The 16,311-nt window shown below is 74.2% G+C and carries 17 protein-coding genes; 10 read left to right on the top strand and 7 right to left on the bottom strand.

Annotated elements, in window-relative coordinates; genetic code table 11:
• Nucleotides 1-204: 204 nt before the first annotated feature.
• On the bottom strand, nucleotides 205-1,365 hold the full coding sequence (locus ACIRVF_RS04355; RefSeq protein WP_402813487.1) for a citrate synthase/methylcitrate synthase: 1,161 nt from the start codon (nucleotides 1,363-1,365) through the stop codon (nucleotides 205-207).
• A gap of 152 nt (nucleotides 1,366-1,517) precedes the next feature.
• Here ACIRVF_RS04355 and ACIRVF_RS04350 point away from each other — a divergent pair, with 152 nt between their 5' ends.
• Nucleotides 1,518-2,792 carry a citrate synthase gene (locus ACIRVF_RS04350; protein ID WP_402813484.1) on the top strand — a complete coding sequence of 425 codons (1,275 nt, stop codon included), beginning with the start codon at nucleotides 1,518-1,520 and terminating at the stop codon, nucleotides 2,790-2,792.
• A gap of 92 nt (nucleotides 2,793-2,884) precedes the next feature.
• Nucleotides 2,885-3,028, top strand: a complete 144-nt coding sequence (locus ACIRVF_RS04345; protein WP_402813481.1) for a hypothetical protein — start codon at nucleotides 2,885-2,887, stop codon at nucleotides 3,026-3,028.
• Nucleotides 3,029-3,052: 24 nt separating this feature from the next.
• On the opposite strand, the gene ACIRVF_RS04340 is transcribed toward ACIRVF_RS04345, so the two are convergent.
• The gene (locus ACIRVF_RS04340) at nucleotides 3,053-3,781 is read right to left on the bottom strand and encodes a hypothetical protein (RefSeq protein ID WP_402813478.1); all 729 of its coding nucleotides are present in this window, start codon (nucleotides 3,779-3,781) and stop codon (nucleotides 3,053-3,055) included.
• A gap of 34 nt (nucleotides 3,782-3,815) precedes the next feature.
• Nucleotides 3,816-4,580 carry an RICIN domain-containing protein gene (locus tag ACIRVF_RS04335; RefSeq protein ID WP_402813475.1) on the bottom strand — a complete coding sequence of 255 codons (765 nt, stop codon included), beginning with the start codon at nucleotides 4,578-4,580 and terminating at the stop codon, nucleotides 3,816-3,818.
• A gap of 228 nt (nucleotides 4,581-4,808) precedes the next feature.
• Here ACIRVF_RS04335 and ACIRVF_RS04330 point away from each other — a divergent pair, with 228 nt between their 5' ends.
• On the top strand, nucleotides 4,809-6,032 hold the full coding sequence (locus tag ACIRVF_RS04330) for a saccharopine dehydrogenase family protein (RefSeq protein WP_402813472.1): 1,224 nt from the start codon (nucleotides 4,809-4,811) through the stop codon (nucleotides 6,030-6,032).
• An 88-nt stretch (nucleotides 6,033-6,120) separates the two neighbouring features.
• On the opposite strand, the gene ACIRVF_RS04325 is transcribed toward ACIRVF_RS04330, so the two are convergent.
• Nucleotides 6,121-6,507: a YybH family protein gene (locus tag ACIRVF_RS04325; RefSeq protein WP_402813469.1), complete on the bottom strand. Its 387-nt coding sequence runs from the start codon at nucleotides 6,505-6,507 to the stop codon at nucleotides 6,121-6,123.
• Between the two features lie 112 nt (nucleotides 6,508-6,619).
• On the opposite strand from ACIRVF_RS04325, the gene ACIRVF_RS04320 reads away from it, so the two are divergent.
• On the top strand, nucleotides 6,620-7,510 hold the full coding sequence (locus ACIRVF_RS04320) for a helix-turn-helix domain-containing protein (RefSeq protein ID WP_402814607.1): 891 nt from the start codon (nucleotides 6,620-6,622) through the stop codon (nucleotides 7,508-7,510).
• Between the two features lie 135 nt (nucleotides 7,511-7,645).
• Here the strand turns inward: ACIRVF_RS04320 and ACIRVF_RS04315 are convergent, their stop codons facing one another.
• Nucleotides 7,646-8,746 carry an alanine racemase gene (locus tag ACIRVF_RS04315; protein ID WP_402813466.1) on the bottom strand — a complete coding sequence of 367 codons (1,101 nt, stop codon included), beginning with the start codon at nucleotides 8,744-8,746 and terminating at the stop codon, nucleotides 7,646-7,648.
• Nucleotides 8,747-8,988: 242 nt separating this feature from the next.
• Here ACIRVF_RS04315 and ACIRVF_RS04310 point away from each other — a divergent pair, with 242 nt between their 5' ends.
• From ACIRVF_RS04310 to ACIRVF_RS04295, 4 genes are all read left to right on the top strand, one after another.
• A complete protein-coding gene (locus ACIRVF_RS04310; protein ID WP_402813465.1) occupies nucleotides 8,989-9,963 on the top strand; it encodes a GlxA family transcriptional regulator in 975 nt (324 codons plus the stop codon).
• 29 nt (nucleotides 9,964-9,992) lie between these two features.
• Nucleotides 9,993-10,760 carry an MBL fold metallo-hydrolase gene (locus ACIRVF_RS04305; protein WP_402813462.1) on the top strand — a complete coding sequence of 256 codons (768 nt, stop codon included), beginning with the start codon at nucleotides 9,993-9,995 and terminating at the stop codon, nucleotides 10,758-10,760.
• Between the two features lie 543 nt (nucleotides 10,761-11,303).
• The gene (locus ACIRVF_RS04300) at nucleotides 11,304-11,789 is read left to right on the top strand and encodes a hypothetical protein (protein WP_402813459.1); all 486 of its coding nucleotides are present in this window, start codon (nucleotides 11,304-11,306) and stop codon (nucleotides 11,787-11,789) included.
• Between the two features lie 72 nt (nucleotides 11,790-11,861).
• Nucleotides 11,862-12,128 (top strand): DUF2087 domain-containing protein, encoded by a 267-nt coding sequence (locus ACIRVF_RS04295; RefSeq protein WP_402813456.1) that lies wholly within the window; start codon nucleotides 11,862-11,864, stop codon nucleotides 12,126-12,128.
• Between the two features lie 13 nt (nucleotides 12,129-12,141).
• Here ACIRVF_RS04295 and ACIRVF_RS04290 read toward each other — a convergent pair whose 3' ends face one another.
• Nucleotides 12,142-12,333, bottom strand: coding sequence for a helix-turn-helix domain-containing protein (locus tag ACIRVF_RS04290; protein ID WP_402813453.1), 192 nt, complete (start codon nucleotides 12,331-12,333; stop codon nucleotides 12,142-12,144).
• Between the two features lie 156 nt (nucleotides 12,334-12,489).
• Entirely contained in the window at nucleotides 12,490-13,209 is a 720-nt protein-coding gene (locus tag ACIRVF_RS04285) for a flavodoxin family protein (RefSeq protein ID WP_402813450.1), read from the bottom strand.
• A 219-nt stretch (nucleotides 13,210-13,428) separates the two neighbouring features.
• Here ACIRVF_RS04285 and ACIRVF_RS04280 point away from each other — a divergent pair, with 219 nt between their 5' ends.
• Together ACIRVF_RS04280 and ACIRVF_RS04275 are read left to right on the top strand one after the other, a co-directional pair.
• A complete protein-coding gene (locus ACIRVF_RS04280; RefSeq protein ID WP_402813447.1) occupies nucleotides 13,429-13,770 on the top strand; it encodes a hypothetical protein in 342 nt (113 codons plus the stop codon).
• A gap of 16 nt (nucleotides 13,771-13,786) precedes the next feature.
• Nucleotides 13,787-16,102 carry an SAM-dependent methyltransferase gene (locus ACIRVF_RS04275; RefSeq protein WP_402813444.1) on the top strand — a complete coding sequence of 772 codons (2,316 nt, stop codon included), beginning with the start codon at nucleotides 13,787-13,789 and terminating at the stop codon, nucleotides 16,100-16,102.
• The last annotated feature ends 209 nt before the right edge of the window (nucleotides 16,103-16,311 follow it).

Here is a 16,311-nt window from a genome sequence, read left to right as displayed (position 1 = left end):
CGCGGCACCGAACATCCGCACACCCCGCCCGAACGGGGTTTCAACCCGTGCGGACGTGCCGCAGCTCGGCGCCGGCGGCGATGTCCTCGGCGATGGCGGGTTCGCCCAACCGAGGCCGAGGACGAGTGGGGGGCGGTGCTTCTGCCCGGCGATCGGTCCGGCCGGCCCCGGCGGGCAGAGCATCCGGCCGCGCGGGCAGGCCGCTCAGGCCGTCGGCAGCGGCGCCGGGGCGGCCGGGCCGGTGTAGCGGGCCGACGGACGGATGATCTTCGAATCGGCGGCCTGTTCCAGGATGTTGGCGCTCCAGCCGATCACCCGGCCCGCGGCGAAGGTGGGGGTGAACATCTCCCGGGGCAGGCCGCACAGGTGCATCACCACCCCGGCGTAGAACTCCACGTTGGTGTGGAGTTCGCGCCCCGGCTTCAGCTCCGCCAGGATCGCCTCGACCTGGGCCTCGACCTGGACGGCGAGGTCGACCAGCTCACCGCCGAAGGACTGCGCGACGCCGCGCAGCATCCGGGAGCGCGGGTCCTCGGTGCGGTAGACGGCGTGGCCGAAGCCCATGATCCGGTCGCCGGCCAGCACCCGCTCCCGGATCCAGCCGTCGATCCGCTCCGGGGTGCCGATCGCGTCCAGGGTGTCCAGCGCCCGGCTGGGCGCGCCGCCGTGCAGCGGTCCGGAGAGCGCGCCCAGCCCGCCGACCAGGCAGGCCGCCAGGTCGGCCCCGGTGGAGGCGATCACCCGGGCGGTGAAGGTGGAGGCGTTGAAGCCGTGGTCCACGGTGGATATCAGGTACTGCTCGATCGCCCGGGCCTCGGCCGGCCCGGGCTCCCGCCCGGTCAGCATGTAGAGGTAGTTGGCGGCGTGGCCGAGGTCCTCGCGCGGCTCGACCGGCTGCTCGCCCTTCTGCAGCCGGTGGAGCGCGGTGAGCACGGTGGGCACCAGCGCGGCGGCGAACAGGGCGTCCTCGACGCGCCGTTCGGGGGCGGTGTCGTAGAGCGGCCGGAAGCCGCGGTCGGCGGCGGCGATCGAGAGCGCGGCGCCCAGGGCGGTGAGCGGGCCGCCGTGCGCGGTGCTCGCCGCGAGGGCGGGCAGCACCGGGCGCAGCGCGTCGGGCAGTCGGCGCAGTGGTGCGGTGCGGGCCAGGAAGGCGGCGCGCCCGGCCGGGTCGGGGAGTTCGCCGAGCAGCATCAGGTGCCAGACGTCCTCCAGAGTGCGCTGCTCGGCGAGGTCGATCGCCGAGTACTGGCGGTAGTGGTAGAAGCCCTCCAGTCCGCGGACGTCGCTGAGTTCGGTCTCGGTGACCACGACGCCCTTGAGTCCGCGCGGGACCTCGATCTCGGTGCTGCTCGGGGTGTTCGACATGACGGGAGTCCTCCTGGGGGTGTTCGTTCCCGTTGACGTTCTGTACTCTCCGACCATTGATCCACATTGTCAACGTTGATTGCAATCAATGTGGAATACTGTGGATCGGGATCGATCACCATCAGGACGCGGGACGAGGACGAGGGCAGACCATGACCGAACGCCTGACCACCCAGCAGGTCGCCGAGCAGCTCGGGGTCAAGGTGGAGACGGTGTACGCCTACGCCAGCCGCGGCCAGCTCAGCAGCGAGCGGGCCCCGGGCGGCAGGGGCAGCACCTTCGACGCCCGCGAGGTGGCCGAACTGGCCGCCCGCGGCCGCCGCGCACCGGTGCGCCCGGCGGGCGAGGCCTCGGTCGGCGACGCCTCGGCCGTCGAACGCTCCGGCGCCGGAGCCTGGCCCGGCGGACCGGTCACGGTGCGCAGCGGGCTGACCCTGATCGAGGACGGCCGGCTCTACTACCGGGGGCAGGACGCCGTCCGGCTCGCCGCCGAGCACGGCTTCGAGGCCGCCGTCGCCTGGCTCTGGGGCCTGGGCACCGACGCACCGGTCTCCCTGCGGGTGCCGCCCGCCACCGCCGAGGCCCTCACCCGGGCCGCCGCCGCGCTCCCCGAGGGGATCCGGCTGCCCGACCGGCTGCGGATCTCGGCCACCGTCGCCGCCGCGCTCGACCCGCTCCGCTTCGACCTGCGCGAACAGACCGTACTGGCGGCCGGCTCCGCACTGATCGCCGCCATGGTCGAAGCCCTGCCCCGCACCGCGCCCGACCCCGGGCCCGACGCCACACTCGCGGCCCGGCTGTGGAGCCGTCTCGCCACCACCGCGCCCACGCCCGAGGCGCTGGCCTGCCTGGACCGCGCCCTGGTGCTGCTCATCGACCACGAGCTGGCGGTCTCCACCGTGGCGGCCCGGGTCGCGGCCTCGGCGCGGGCCCATCCGTACGCGGTGGTCTCGGCCGGCCTCGGCGCCACCGACGGCCCGCTGCACGGCGCGGCCAGCCCGCTGGCCCACCGGATGCTCGCCGAGGTACTGGCCGACGGCGCCGTACCCGTGGTCTCCGACTACCTGCGCACCGGCCGGCCGATCCCCGGCCTCGGCCACCGCCTCTACCCGGACGGCGACCCCCGGGCGGTCGCCCTGCTCGAAGCGGTCGCCCGGCTCGACGGCGGCGCGGCCGTGGTGGCGGCGGTCGCCGAGGTCGAAGCGGCGGCGGGGCCCGCCGGTCGGCCGGCCCTGCGGGCCAACATCGACCTGGCCCTCGCCGCGATGGCCCTCACCGCCGGCCTCCCGCCCGAGGCCGGCGAGGTGGTCTTCGCCGTCGCCCGCACCCCGGGCTGGCTGGCCCACGCGGTGGAGGAGTACCGCGAGGAGCCACTACGGATGCGCACCCGCGGCCTCTACAGCGGGCCTCGGCCGCAGCAGGGCTGACTCCGCGTCATCTCGCGCTCCGGCCCCCGGCGCCTGCCTGAAGGAGCGCCCCGTCCCCGGCCGGGCCGGGCAGCGCCACAATCCTCACCCGGATGGCACACCTGGTGGACGCCGGTGTCCTGCGCCCCACCGCCGTCCGCGGCCCCGGTCCCGTCAACGCCGCCGACCCCCGTGCGGCACACCGGCTCCAGGAATCCGGCACCGCCGTCGGGAGGACGAGCCTCACCGGGTTCTGACACCGCCGTCCCGCGCCCGTGAGGTCACGCGCCCGGCGGATTCCGGTCCAGGTAGCGGAGGCCCTGCTTGAGGTACGCCCGTGGGTTGGTGGTGAGGTGGCGGGCCCAAGCGGGCTTGACCTCGCCGCGCCGGTGGGCGTAGCAGGCCAGGGCGTAGCCGAGCATCCGCTCACTCAGGTAGCCGAGCCGCGAGTACGCCCGACCCCGGCCGTCCTGGCGGAAGTTGAAGGCGGAGTTGGCGGTGGGGATGCCGAGGCCGAAGTGGACCGTGAGCAGGTCGGTGAGCGGTTCCTGGTCGCGCCGGTCGGCCGGGAGAATGCGCTGCTCGTCGAGGAGGCGGACGTGCCCCAGCTCATGGGCGACGGTGGCGACCAGCGCGACCGGACGAGCGGCCTGGCGCTGGTCGATCGCGATCACCGGCCGCCCGTTCTCGCGCCGGTAGTGCCCGGCCGCGTGGCGGGACCTCCGGGCGAGCCGGAGGTCCGCGACCATGGCGTCCTCACCGTCGTCCGGCTGGATCTCGATCGTCAGCCGGTCGGGCGCCACGTCCAGGTATCCGCAGATCCGGGCGATCACGGCCCGGATGTCCTCCTCCGAGCCCCGGTACTGCCCCGGGAAGTACTCGGCGGTCGGCAGCACCGGCGCACGGTCCAGCACGCCACGGCCGAACTCGGCCGCCAGCCAGGCCATCGACTCCTCGATCCACGTCCGTTCGTCCGGCCCGACCGGGCACTTCGGCGGGAACAGCGCCATGACACCCCCATCATGATCACGGCCATCATGCCGGTCAGCAGCCGGGGACCCCGGAGGAGTACGGCACGGGGCTCCAGTAGCTGCCGGGCGAGGTGAACGCCGTGAACCTCTGGTTGTCGGCGCCATTGCCCGGCCAGATCTGGAGCGGGTTGCCCTGCACGAACGCCTTCGGGCCGGGGCCTCCCCACACGTCCAGCCACTCGGAGGAGAGCGCCGCGAACGCCGGTTCCAGGCTGAAGGTTCCAGGCTGGTCGCGTTCGCACACGTACCACAGCTGGTTTGTGTACCGGCCGCCCCCCGGCGATCCGAAGCACGGGTAGGCGTGGACCCTGGTGCCGGGCGCGTAGCCGTTGTTGTCGCCGTTGTCGACGTCCATGCAGTCGGTGGTCGTACTGTACTGGGCGAAGATCCAGAACATCTGGGCGAAGCCGGAACCGCCGGCCGGCGCCATGCACCACTGCTGGGCATTGCTCCCGTTCCCCGTCCACAGCCACAGCGGCGTGTTCTGCGCCGAGTTCTGGGCGTCGACCCAAAGGTTACCGGCCACCCCGCCGTTGGCGGGGCTGCCGGGCGCGACCCCGAACCAGCCGTAGTCGCCCGCTCCCCCGCACGCCGAGTTCGGCGGGGTCGCCGGGCGCGTCAGCCCGGCGGGCTGCGCGGTCGCGCGCGCCTGGTCGGCGGGCGGTGCCGTCGGCGCGCCGGCGTAGCCGGGGGAGGCGGCTCCCGCCACGGTCATGGCCGCGGTGAGGAACAATCCCGCCGCAGTGGCGGCGAGCCTCTTGGTGAAGCGCACGGTCATCCCCTCCTGGAAAAGGTCTGCACCTGTCGCGCATCATGGGCGGTTCGCCGGGGCCCGTCCAGGCTTCCGGCCGATACTGTGACGCCAACTCGACTGCGCCCGGCGACCTTGGGCCAAGCCGACTGGCGGGCCGTCCGTCGCGGGCGGCACGTCCGGCCGGAATCGTTGACAGTGCCACCACGGGCTCCTAGCGTGGCGCACTCGATTACCCGCAAGTAGGGACCGTTGATGGCCGAGCCCCGCCCGTACGACCTCGTCCTGTTCGGTGCCACCGGCTTCACCGGCGGACTCACCGCCGAGTACCTGGCCCGGGCCGCGCCCGAGGGGTGCCGCTGGGCCCTCGCGGGACGGGACGAGGGCAGGCTCGCCGCGGTCCGGGCGAAGCTGGCGCGGATCGACCCGCGCTGCGCCGAACTCCCCCTCTTGGTCGCGGACGCCGCCGACCGCGAGGCGCTGCGCGCCGTGGCCGCCGACACCCGGGTGGTGATCTCCACGGTCGGCCCGTACCTGCGGCACGGTGAGCCCCTGGTGGCGGCCTGCGCGGACAGCGGCACCGACTACGTGGACCTCACCGGCGAGCCGGAGTTCGTCGACCGGATGTATCTGCGGCACCACGAGCGGGCACTGGCCACCGGTGCGCGGCTGGTGCACGCCTGCGGCTTCGACTCGGTGCCGCACGACCTCGGCGTGCTGTTCACCGTCGAGGAGTTGCTGCGCCGCGGCGGCCCGGCGGCGCGGATCTCGGTCGAGGGCTTCGTCCGCGCCGGCGGCACCGTCTCCGGCGGCACCTTCGCCTCGGCGATGACGGCCTTCTCCCGGCCGCGGGCGATGGCCCGGGCCGCCCGGGCGCGCCGCGCGGTGGAGCCCCGGCCGAAGGGACGGCTGGTCCGCACCCCGGCCGGACGCCCGCACCGGTCGCGGGCGGCCCGCGCCTGGGCGCTGCCCTTGCCCACCATCGACCCGCAGGTGGTGTCCCGTTCGGCCGCCGCGCTGGACGAGTACGGCCCGGACTTCGGCTACGCGCACTACGCGGCGGTGCGCCGGCTGCCGATCGCCCTCGGCGGTGTCGCCGCCGTCACGGCACTCGCCGTCGCCGCCCAACTCCCGCTGCTGCGCCGGGCCCTGGGGCGGCTGCGCAAGCCCGGCGACGGCCCGAGCGCGGAGCAGCGGGCACGGTCCTGGTTCGCCGTCCGGTTCGCGGCACGGGCACACGACGGGCGGACGGTTTTCACCGAGGTGTCCGGGGGCGACCCCGGCTACCAGGAGACGGCGAAGATGCTCGCGGAGTCGGCGCTCTGCCTGGCGTACGACGATCTGCCGCCCCTGGCGGGGCAGTTGACCACGGCGGTGGCGATGGGACGACCGCTGATCGACCGGCTGATCGCGGCGGGCATCTCCTTCCGGGTGCTGGACACCCCGCCGACGACCGCTCCCGGCCGCTACCGGGCCTGAGCCCGGGCGGGTGGCCGGATCACGCCACCGTGACCCGGCCACCCGCCACCCGCCGACCGCCGACCGGTCGGCCGACCGACCGACCGGCTCAGGCGGTACCGAGCGGGTTGAGGAGGGCGAAGCGCCAGCTGCCGTCGGAGGGGTCCTGACGGGCGATGTTGGCGGTGGTGCCGGTCGGCGCGACGCGCTCGCCGGCCGGGGTGTCGATCTCCATGGTCCAGTCGGTGACCAGCAGTGCGGTGCCCGCACCGACGAGCGTGTGCCGCTGGACGTTCGTGAGCCGGCCGCGGGCGGCGACCGTCCCACTGATCTCGGCGCGCAGCGCCCCGGGACCGGTGATGAGATCGCCGGAGACCGTGCGCATGGCCGCACCGGGCGCGAACAGGGCCAGGACGGCGTCGACGTCCCCGGCGTTCAGGGCGTCCTCGAAGGCGACGGGCAGCTGCGCGGGGTCGGTGATGACGAAGGTGGACATGGTGAACGGGCCTCACTTCTCGAAGAGTTGACGGTGGCGGCGGCGCGCTGCCGCCGTGACTCCACGATCCCGCCGCGGCCGCCCCGCGGGCGAGGTAGGGTCGGGACTCGTGATGGTCGAAACTGGACAGCACGACGTCGTCGACATCGCCTACGACAACCCGGACCGACTGCACACCGGCATCGAGGTGCTGACCTTCGACGCCCTGAGATCCCGGCTGAAGAGCTCGGTGGCCCGTCGGCCGAGCCGCCTCGACTTCCACCAGCTGCTCCTCGTGCGGGGCGGCGAAGGCACCGCGATGGTCGATTTCGTCACCCACCCCTGCGCCTCCGGCACCCTGCTGCACCTCCGGCCGGGCCAGGTCCAGCGACTGCCCCACGGTCCCGGCGGCCACCCGGCGGAGCTCGACGCCGTACTGGTCCTCTTCACCGCCGACTTCCCGCCGCTCCTGCCCTCGGCCCGCTCCGCACTCGACGGGTTCGGGCCCGTCGCATGGCACCTGTCACCCGGCGACCACGCCGCCTTCGACCGCGCCACCACCGAACTGGCCGCGGAGTACGCGACGCTCCAAACCGCCCGCGGCGCCACCGCCGAGCTGACGGGCGCCCTCCTGCGCCAGCTCCTCGGCGCGCTCCTCATCCGCATCGCCCGCCTCCCCGACCCGGCCCCGCACCCCGCCCGCGGCAACGAGCTCCACTTCGCCTTCCGCCGCGAACTGGAGCGCTCCTTCGCCACCACCCGCTCCGTCGAGGACTACGCCGCGCGCCTCGGCTACTCCCCCCGCACCCTCACCCGCGCCTGCCTGGCCGCCACCGGCCGCACCGCCAAGCAGCTCGTCGACGCCCGCGTCGCCCTCCAGGCACAACGCCTCCTCGCCCACACCGACCTGCCCGTCGCCGCGATCGGCCGCATCCTCGGCTTCACCGAACCCACCAACTTCGGCAAGTTCTTCACCCGCGAAACCGGCCGACCCCCCGGCACCTTCCGCCGCACCCAGCGCTGACCTCCGACCCTCCTGCCGGCCGGGGCCGCTCCTCCCCCGTGCCCCACCCGCGCCCGCCCGGCCGACGGCCTCGGCGAGGGGACCGTGGATCCCTGCCGGGCCCCCGGGGCGTAGCGGCCCACCGCTGCGGCCGCGTCAGGCGTTCCTGCCGCGTGCGGCCACACGCCAACGGCCGACGAGCTCGCCGCCGCTGACCACGGCGACGTCGTCGACCAGGTTCACCGCCACACAGACGTGGTTGGGGATCACGCGCAGCCGTTCGCCGAGCCCGGGAAGGTCGCTGTCGGCGGGCCAGACCACGGTGGCATGGTGCTCGGAGAGCGCCGTGATGCGGGCTCCGGGGTGGTCCATGAGCCGGCCGAAGCCCGTCGCCCACGCGGGCCGGTCGCCGCCGAGGATCTTGCTGCCCGCGTCGAGGACGACCCGCCGGGGCGTGGTGTCGTCCCCCTCGTGACGGCTGACGACGGTGGCCGCGACCGTCAGCGCGATGTCCGCCGTGGAGCACCGGCCGAGTTCCAGCTGCTGCGCGTCGCCGAACACGTAGACGCCCGGCCGCGCCTCGGTGATCGCCGAGCTCCCGGTCAGCTCCGCGGTGGGGGTGGAGCCACCGCTCACCCGCGTCACCTCGAAGCCCGCGGCGTTGAGCGCCCCGACGGCCTCGCCGAGGGCCTTCTCCTCCTCCGCGGCCGCCCGTTCGGGCATGTCGGGCGCGTAGCCGTGTCCCGGGAAGGTGAACACTCCCCCGACCCGGAGCCCGGCACGGGCCGCCGCGTCCGCGACCTCCACCGCCCGGGCCGGACGGACGCCGCTGCGGTGGTGGCCGCTGTCGATCTCCACCAGGACCTCGATGTCACCGGCCGCGGCCCCGAGCTGACGGCCCGCCGCCTCGGCCGCTTCGACGGAGTCCGTGCCGATCGCGATCCTGGCCCGGGTGGTGAGCCGGCGCAGCCGCTCCGCCTGGCGGGGCCCGATCCAGAGCGGATAGGCGATGAAGAGATCGGTCGCGCCGTGCTCGGCGAAGACCTCGGCCTCCCCGATGGTCGCCACCGTCAGTCCGACGGCGCCCGCCGCGAGCTGCCGCGCGGCGACCTCGGGCATCTTGTGGGTCTTCGCGTGGGGGCGCAGCCGCAGGCCCTTGGCGGACAGGGCGGCCGCCATGCGCTCGATGTTCCTCTGGAGCACGTCCAGCTCGACCAGGATGTCCGGGGTGTCGATCTCCACCGGGATTCCGCTCATCTCGTTCCTTTCCGACTCGATTCGCACCGGCCGTATTCTCGCTGCCCCGGCCCCGGTCCTGGTAATTCCCGTCGACCCGGCCCACGGCGCCGACCCCTGGAAAGACCTGCCACCCCGCGCCACACCTGCCGCCCCGGCCACACCTGCCGCCCTCGCCAGACCTGCCGACCGCCCCCTCGATGGCCGGATGTGACAGATCCTGGTCATTGCGGCCATGTCCGGCCCGACGGAATGATCAGGGCATGCCCCCGCCGCACCGCGTCGTGATCGCCGCCTTCCCCGGTATCGAGCTGCTGGACATCACCGGCCCGGCCGAAGTGTTCTCCGTCGCCACCCGGGTCGCCGGAGCCGACCGGCCCGGCTACCTCGTGCGGATCGCCACGGCGGACGGCGGCCCGGCGGCGACCTCCGGCGGCGTCCGGCTGATGGCCGACCTGGCCCTCGACGACGTGGCCGGCCCGATCGACACCCTGCTGGTGGCGGGGGCGATCGAGATCGTCGACGGCGGCGTGGAGCCGGTGGTCGATCCCGAGGTCACCGAGTGGCTGCGCCGTACGGCCTCCCGCGCCCGTCGGGTCGGCTCGGTCTGTGCGGGAGCGCACCTGCTGGCCGCGGCCGGGCTGCTCGACGGCCGGCCCGCCACCACGCACTGGCTCACCGCGGCCCGGCTGGCCGCCGAGCACCCCCGGGTCCGGGTCGACCCGGACCCGATCTTCATCCGGGACGGACAGGTCTGGACCTGCGCCGGCGTCACCTCAGGGATGGACATGGCGCTGGCCATGGTCGCCGAGGACCACGGCCAGGACGTCGCGCTCGCGACCGCCCGGATGATGGTGATGTACGTCAAACGTTCCGGTGGACAGAGCCAGTTCAGCGTGCCGCTGTCCGTCCAGGGCTCCGAGGACGACCGGATCGACGAACTGCGGATGTGGATCGCCGAACACCTCACCGAGCACCTCTCCCTCGAAGCCCTGGCGGCCCGGGCGCACCTGAGCGTGCGCCACTTCACCCGGCTGTTCCAGCAGCGCACCTCCACCACACCGGCCGCCTACGTCGAGGCGGCCAGGCTGGAGGCCGCCCGGCGGCTGCTGGAGGAGAGCGACCGCAGCCTGCCCGAGGTCGCGGCCCTCAGCGGCCTCGGCTCCGTGGAGACGCTGCACCGCGTCTTCCGGCGGCGGCTGGGCACCACCCCGGCCGAGTACCGCCGCCGTTTCTAGCCGGACACCCCCACCCCGCGAGGAGAACCATGTCCCGTACGAAGGTCGTCCCGGTCCCGGTCATGGGCCGGCACAACATCAACGCCTACCTGCTGCTCGGCCGCAGGCCCGTCATCGTCGACGCCGGAACCCCCGGGAGCGGCCGTCGGATCCTCGACCAGGTCACCGCCCACGGCGTCGACCCCGCCGACGTCTCGCTGATCGTCCTCACCCACGGCCACATCGATCACTTCGGCTCCGCCGCAGAACTGCACCGGCTCACCGGCGCGCCCGTCGCGGGCCACATCGCGGACCTCGGCCCGTACCGCTCCGGCCGGGTCCGCGAACCGTACCTGCCCACCGGCCCGATGGGCCGCCTCATGGCCCGCAACCAGAACCTCCACGTCCAGGCCGAGCCGGTCGAACCCGGCGTTCTCGTCCGCGGCGAGACGAGCCTGGAGGACTACGGCGTGGCCGCGCGCATCATGCCCACCCCGGGCCACACCGCCGGGTCGGTCTCCGTCCTCACCGACGACGGGGACCTCGTCGCCGGCGACCTGATCGCGGGCTCCTTCATGGGCCTGATCCCCGGCAGGCCGGCCAACCCGCCCTTCCACGACGACCCCCGGCAGAACCTCGCCAGCCTCCGCCGCATGCTCGCCCTCGACCCCACCGCCCTCCACGTCGGCCACGGCACCGCCCTCGACCCGGACCGGGTCCGCCGGTGGGCGGAGAAGGAACACGCCCGCCTCACCCGCCTCGACACCGCCGGACGCCTCACCACCCGCGCCGAAGGTGAGGGATCACCGACCCGCTGACCCGTTCGCCGGCCACCGGCGGCCCGTGGCGGGGCCCCGCCTCGGGCCTGCGTACGGCGCGGCCGGGCCCGGCAGGCTCTGAGCCACGGGCGGAACCGCCGAGTCGGGCGTCCACCCGTACGACCGGGACCGGCTGCCCGACCGTGAGGTCCTGGACCTCGCCAAGGCCGAAGGCCTGGAGCTCATCAAGCGCCACCAGGGCCCCACGCCCGTCAACGGCTGGACGTTCCTCACCTCCGACATCGGCTGCTACGGCACCGACCACCCCCAGCGGGCCTACATCGCCGCGGTCGGGCTCGGCGCCAACGCCGGTCCTGCGACCAGGAGCGCTTCGTGAGGCGCGGCTTCTTTCTCGGACCCAACGAGTGGGCCGTCCCCGGCTTCCGGGGGCGGGCCACTCGGCCTCTACTCATCCCCGGGTTTCGCCACCCGGGCAGAGCCCTCTACTGCCGTTCCGGGTCGTGTGGCCACTGCTGGAGCTGCGCTTCCTTGACATCCCTGCGGCCGAACGGGTGCGGCCCCGTCCTGGCATGATCTGTGGCCATGGACGTGGAGACGCTGCTGCGCCGGCTCGCCGACGAGTACATCGAGGACCCCTGGGACCGGCCGGAGGAGTACCACCACGCCGGTGACGCGGCCTTGCCCGGCCTGCCGTCGGGCTCGCACCCGGTGCACATCGGCGCCGAGATCATTGACAACGCCGCAGTCGGGGCGGAGGAGGCGTTCGTGGTCCTGCTGCTCGTCCAGCTGGGCCCGCCCGAGCGGATCGCCGAGGCCGAGTTCGTGGCGGCCGCACCGCACTGGCAGGCTCTCAGCGCCGACCTCGGACTGCTGTGGGACGCCGCCACCATGGAGCACCGGACCGGACCGGGCCGCCAACAGCGCGTCTGGCTGGCCCGCCAGATCAGCCCGAACATCAGCCTGCCCGCTCTCCCGACCTTCGCCGAGAACGCCGTCTGCCGCGAGGCCCGCACGGCCGACGGGGCGCTGGTCGCCCTGCTGTTCACCCGCAGCCAGCAGCCATCCTGACCGTAAATCAGTTGAGCGGGCACTCGGCGGCATGCGAACCTCCCCGCGACGACGCCGATGTCAGGAGACCCCGTGACCAGTGCCCTCCCGCCCAAGGTGGCCTCCCTGTTCCGTGACGGGCGCCTGGAGGTCATCCCTCGCAAGGCCGCCCGCCGCGACCCGTTGCTCGACCACCTCGCCGCGACGCTCTTCGAGCCCGGCCGCGACTACCGCGAGGTCGAGGTCAACGAGGCCATCCGCACGGTGCACGACGACTTCCCGGCGCTGCGCCGCTACCTGGTCGAGAGCGGCCGGTTGAGCCGGGCCAAGGACGGCAGCAGCTACCGCCGCGCGATCTGACGCCGAGGGGCGCCTACGAGCTGCACCGCAGCGCCGCCCACAGGTCCAGCCGGTCCTCCAGCTTGAGCAGGCTGCGGCCGGTGAGGTCTTCGATCCGCTGGATCCGGTAGTGCACGGTATTGACGTGGATGTGCAGCGCCTCGGCCGGCCTCGACCAGGAGGCGCCCAGGCGGAGGAAGGCGTCCAGAGTGTCCGGCAGCGACACGGAGTTGCCCCGGTCGTGCTCGAAGCTGCGGTACCAGGAGCCGCCGGCGGAACACGGTGGTGACCTCGGCGGGAACGCCCCGCAGCAGCGCCTCCGCGAGGTGTCACCAACCATCCGTCATGACAGCTGCCCCGCAGGCCCGCTGAGGCATGCGGTTCAGCGGTGTTCGGGGTTCTCGAAGTCGAAGCGGCAGCCGGCGTCCCACTCGGAGCGCTGGTTGCCGTGGGCGGGGATGCCGCCGGCGTCCTTGAGCATGCGGGCCAGGTGGAGCTGGTTCCAGGTCATGAAGGTGGCGTTGCGGTTGGTGAAGTCGTTCTCCGGGCCGCCGGATCCCTCGTCGAGGTAGGAGGGGCCGGGGCCCGCCTCGCCGACCCAGCCGGCGTCGGCCTGCGGGGGGATGGTGTAGCCGAGGTGCTGGAGGCTGTAGAGGACGTTCATCGCACAGTGCTTGGCACCGTCCTCGTTCCCGGTGATCAGGCAGCCGCCGACCCGCCCGTAGTAGGCGTACTGGCCCTCGGAGTTGAGGAGGGACGAGCGGGCGTACAACCGCTCGATCACCTTCTTCATCACGGAGGAGTTGTCCCCGAGCCAGATCGGGCCGGCCAGGGTGAGGATGTCGGCGGCCATCACCTGGGAGTAGATGACCGGCCAGTCGTCGGTCTCCCAGCCGTGTTCGGTCATGTCCGGCCAGACGCCGGTGGCGATGTCGAGGTCGACCGCGCGCAGGACGTCGACCTGGACGCCCTGGCGCTGGAGGATGCCGGTGGAGACGTCGATCAGGCCCTGGGTGTGGCTGCGTTCCGGGGAGCGCTTGAGGGTGCAGTTGATCACCAGGGCGCGCAGGTCGCGGTACGACGTCGTCGGGTGGTCCGGCACGGCTCCTCCTTCGGCGGAACAGGGGGCGGGGCGGGAGGCCGGGCGGGTGGCGGGCTCCCGGGCACAGCTCACCAGGCCGGTCCGGCGTGCGCTCGCGGAGCTGGGCCGGTCGCCTGACGGCGGGCGCCCCGGGGACCTGCGGCGCCACGGCACCCCTGTCCGACCGAACGCATGTTCAGTAGCATGAACTCGCCCAAGCCCGTGGCCCCGAGGGGACGAGTGACCGCCGTGATCGCGCTGACCGCCGGCAGCCTGCCCGTCGACGTGCTGGACGTCGACGTCATGGACATCGACGTGGACGTCGACCTCGCCCTGGCGGGAGACGCCGAGCAGGGCCTCCCCCCGGGCCCGGACGCGCTCGGGCCGGACGCGGCGGTGCTGGTGGCGCCCGCGCAGACCGGACGGACGACCCCCGGGTCCGACGCGCCGATCCTGATGGCTCCCACTCCGCAGATCGCCCAGACGTACGTCCAGCTCGACCCGCCGGTCCTGGTGGACCCGCTGCCGCCGCAGATCACCCAGGCGATCGTCGACCTCGTCGACGCCGCGGACACGCTCTGAGGCCCGCACCGCCGCAATGGAGTCCGCCGGCATCCCGCCCGTGCACCGCTACGCCCGCCCCTTCGACCGCTTCCCCTCCCGCCGCGAGCACGAGGCCCGGTGGGCCGAACTGACCCGCGCGCTCGCCGCCGCGGGTCCACCCACGGGTGAACCGGGCGACCGACAGGGCGAGTTGCTCGTCCTCGGCTCCGGCATCGAGGCCGCCGGGTTCACCCGGGCCGACGAGCGCCTGCTCCGCGAGGCCGACCACGTCTTCCACTGCGTGGCGGACCCGGCCACCGTGGTCCGGATCAACGCCTGGCGTCCGGACGCCTACGACCTCGGGGTGCTCTACGACGACGCCAAGGACCGGTACCTGACGTACGTCCAGATGTCCGAAGCGATCCTCCACTTCGTCCGCGCGGGGCGGCGGGTGGCGGCGGTCTTCTACGGCCACCCGGGCGTCTTCGTGCTCTCCAGCCACCGCGCCCTCCGGATCGCCCGCCGCGAGGGCCACCGCGCCGTGATGCGCCCGGGCATCAGCGCCCTGGACGTGCTCTGCGCCGACCTGGGGGTGGACCCGAGCACCCCCGGCATGCAGACCTTCGAGGCCTCCGACCTGCTGATCCGCGGCAGACGGATCGACCCGGGCCTGCACCTGGTGCTCTGGCAGGTCGGCATCGTCGGCGAACTCGACTACCGGCGCGGCGGGTTCACCAACCGGCACCTGCCCGTCCTGCTGGACCGGCTGGAGGAGGCCTACGGCCCGGACCACACCGTGGTCAACTACATCGGCGCCCGCTACCGCGGCCTGGAGCCCGTCACCGCCCGCCACACCGTCGCCGAACTGCGCGACCCGGCCGTGCAGCGCACCGTCACCAGCGCCTCCACCTGGTACCTGGCGCCCACCGCCGCCGCCCCGGCCGACCCGCAGGTGCTCCGGCGCCTCGGCCTGCTCAAGCCCGGCCAGACCGTCCGCCCGCCCGACGGCCCGCTGCGGGTCATCGACGACTACGGGCCGCGCGAACTCGCCGCCCTCGACGGCTTCGCCGACTTCCGCATCCCGACCGGCTTCCACTGGCAGGAGGACACGCCCGGCGCCCGCTTCGTCCTCGCCCTCGGCGAGGACAGCGCACTGCGCGAACGCTACGTCCGGGAGCCCGCGGCCGCCGTGGCGGACTGGGCACCGCCGGAGCTCGGCCCGGCCGAACGCGCCCTGCTGGCCCGGCGCGAGGACCTGGCCCTCCAGGCCGCCGCCCGGGGCGTCCACCAGCGGCCCGCGCCGGAGGCGGTGCGGCGGCTGCGCACCCTGCTCACCCGCAAGTCCGAGGCACGCCGGCTGCTGAGCGGCCGCTCGGCGCGCTGGGCGACGATCCGGCAGGACCTGGACTCCGTCCTCGCGGGGGCGCTGTACCCGTGGACGGGTCTGTACGGCACGCCGGGCGGCGAACTCTCCGTCTACGTCCTGGGCCGCGCGACCGACCCGCCCCGACACCGGGTCCACCTCGACGGCCGCCGGATCGCCGACCCGCGCTACGAGCGCGGCGTGCTGCGCTGGGCCGCCGGGGACGACTGCGCCGGGGGCGACCTGCGGACGGAGTTCGGCCGGGACGGGCGGCGTCGGCTGGTCGGCAGCGTCGGCGGCAGCCCCGTGTGCCTGACCGAGTACCCGCTGCCGGAACTCCCGACGCTCGCCGACCTGGTCGGCGGGTACGCCTCCGAGGGCGTGCGCGTCGACGTGGCGCGGGACGACCGGGGCCCGGTCCCGCGCCCGCGGGTCGGCGTCACCGTCAACGGCGAGCCCGCCACCGCGGCGGTGCTGCTCGGGCCGACGGGCTTCGAGGTGGACGGCGTCACCGTCCCGTTCGCCGGCGCGCTCCCCGACGTGCCGCCGTGCCTGCACGGGGGCTACCGGCTGCGGCTGCCGTCCCGGCCGGGCGGCGCGGAGCTCCGGATCACGGAGGACGGCGTCACGATCGACGGACTGGCCGTCCCCAAGGCCGAGTTGAGCGGTCGGCGCCTCAGCTGGCGGGACGGGCCGGAGCCGGTACCGGCCGCCGACCTCGCCCTGCTGCTCGACCCGATCACCCTGCACCCGATGCTCCACGGCACCGGGCGGACGGCGGACGACGAACCGTTCCCGCTGGTCGGCATGGTGCCGGTCGACGCCGAGACGGCTCAACTCATGGCCGCGCGAACGCAGTTCGGCATCCCGGCCGGCCCGTGGGCGCACCTGACGGCGCTGGCCGCCGAGGCGAGCCGGGACGGCGGGCTCTTCTGGTGGCACGGCTGGGAGCAGTCGGCCACCGCCCTGCGGACCGTCGAGCGCGCGCTGTGGGAGGGCGGACGGTAAGCCTCCCTGGCCGACGGTTTCCTCGTACCCGGAGGCCCGGTCGTACGGGAGGGTTGTCGCACCGGAGGCCGGTCGGCCACGCGGGTGGTGTCGGAACGGTAAGAAGCGTGTCCCGACCGTTGGTGAGACTCCCGTGCCTGGATAGACTCGCGCGGCCGACCGAACATCAACTCCAGTTCGGTACCGGAACAGCGCAGCGCCACCCAGGA

Origin of the sequence: Kitasatospora sp. NPDC101157, assembly GCF_044768255.1 — a bacterium.
Lineage (GTDB): Bacteria > Actinomycetota > Actinomycetes > Streptomycetales > Streptomycetaceae > Kitasatospora.
This window is presented reverse-complemented; position numbering and strand designations above follow the sequence as displayed.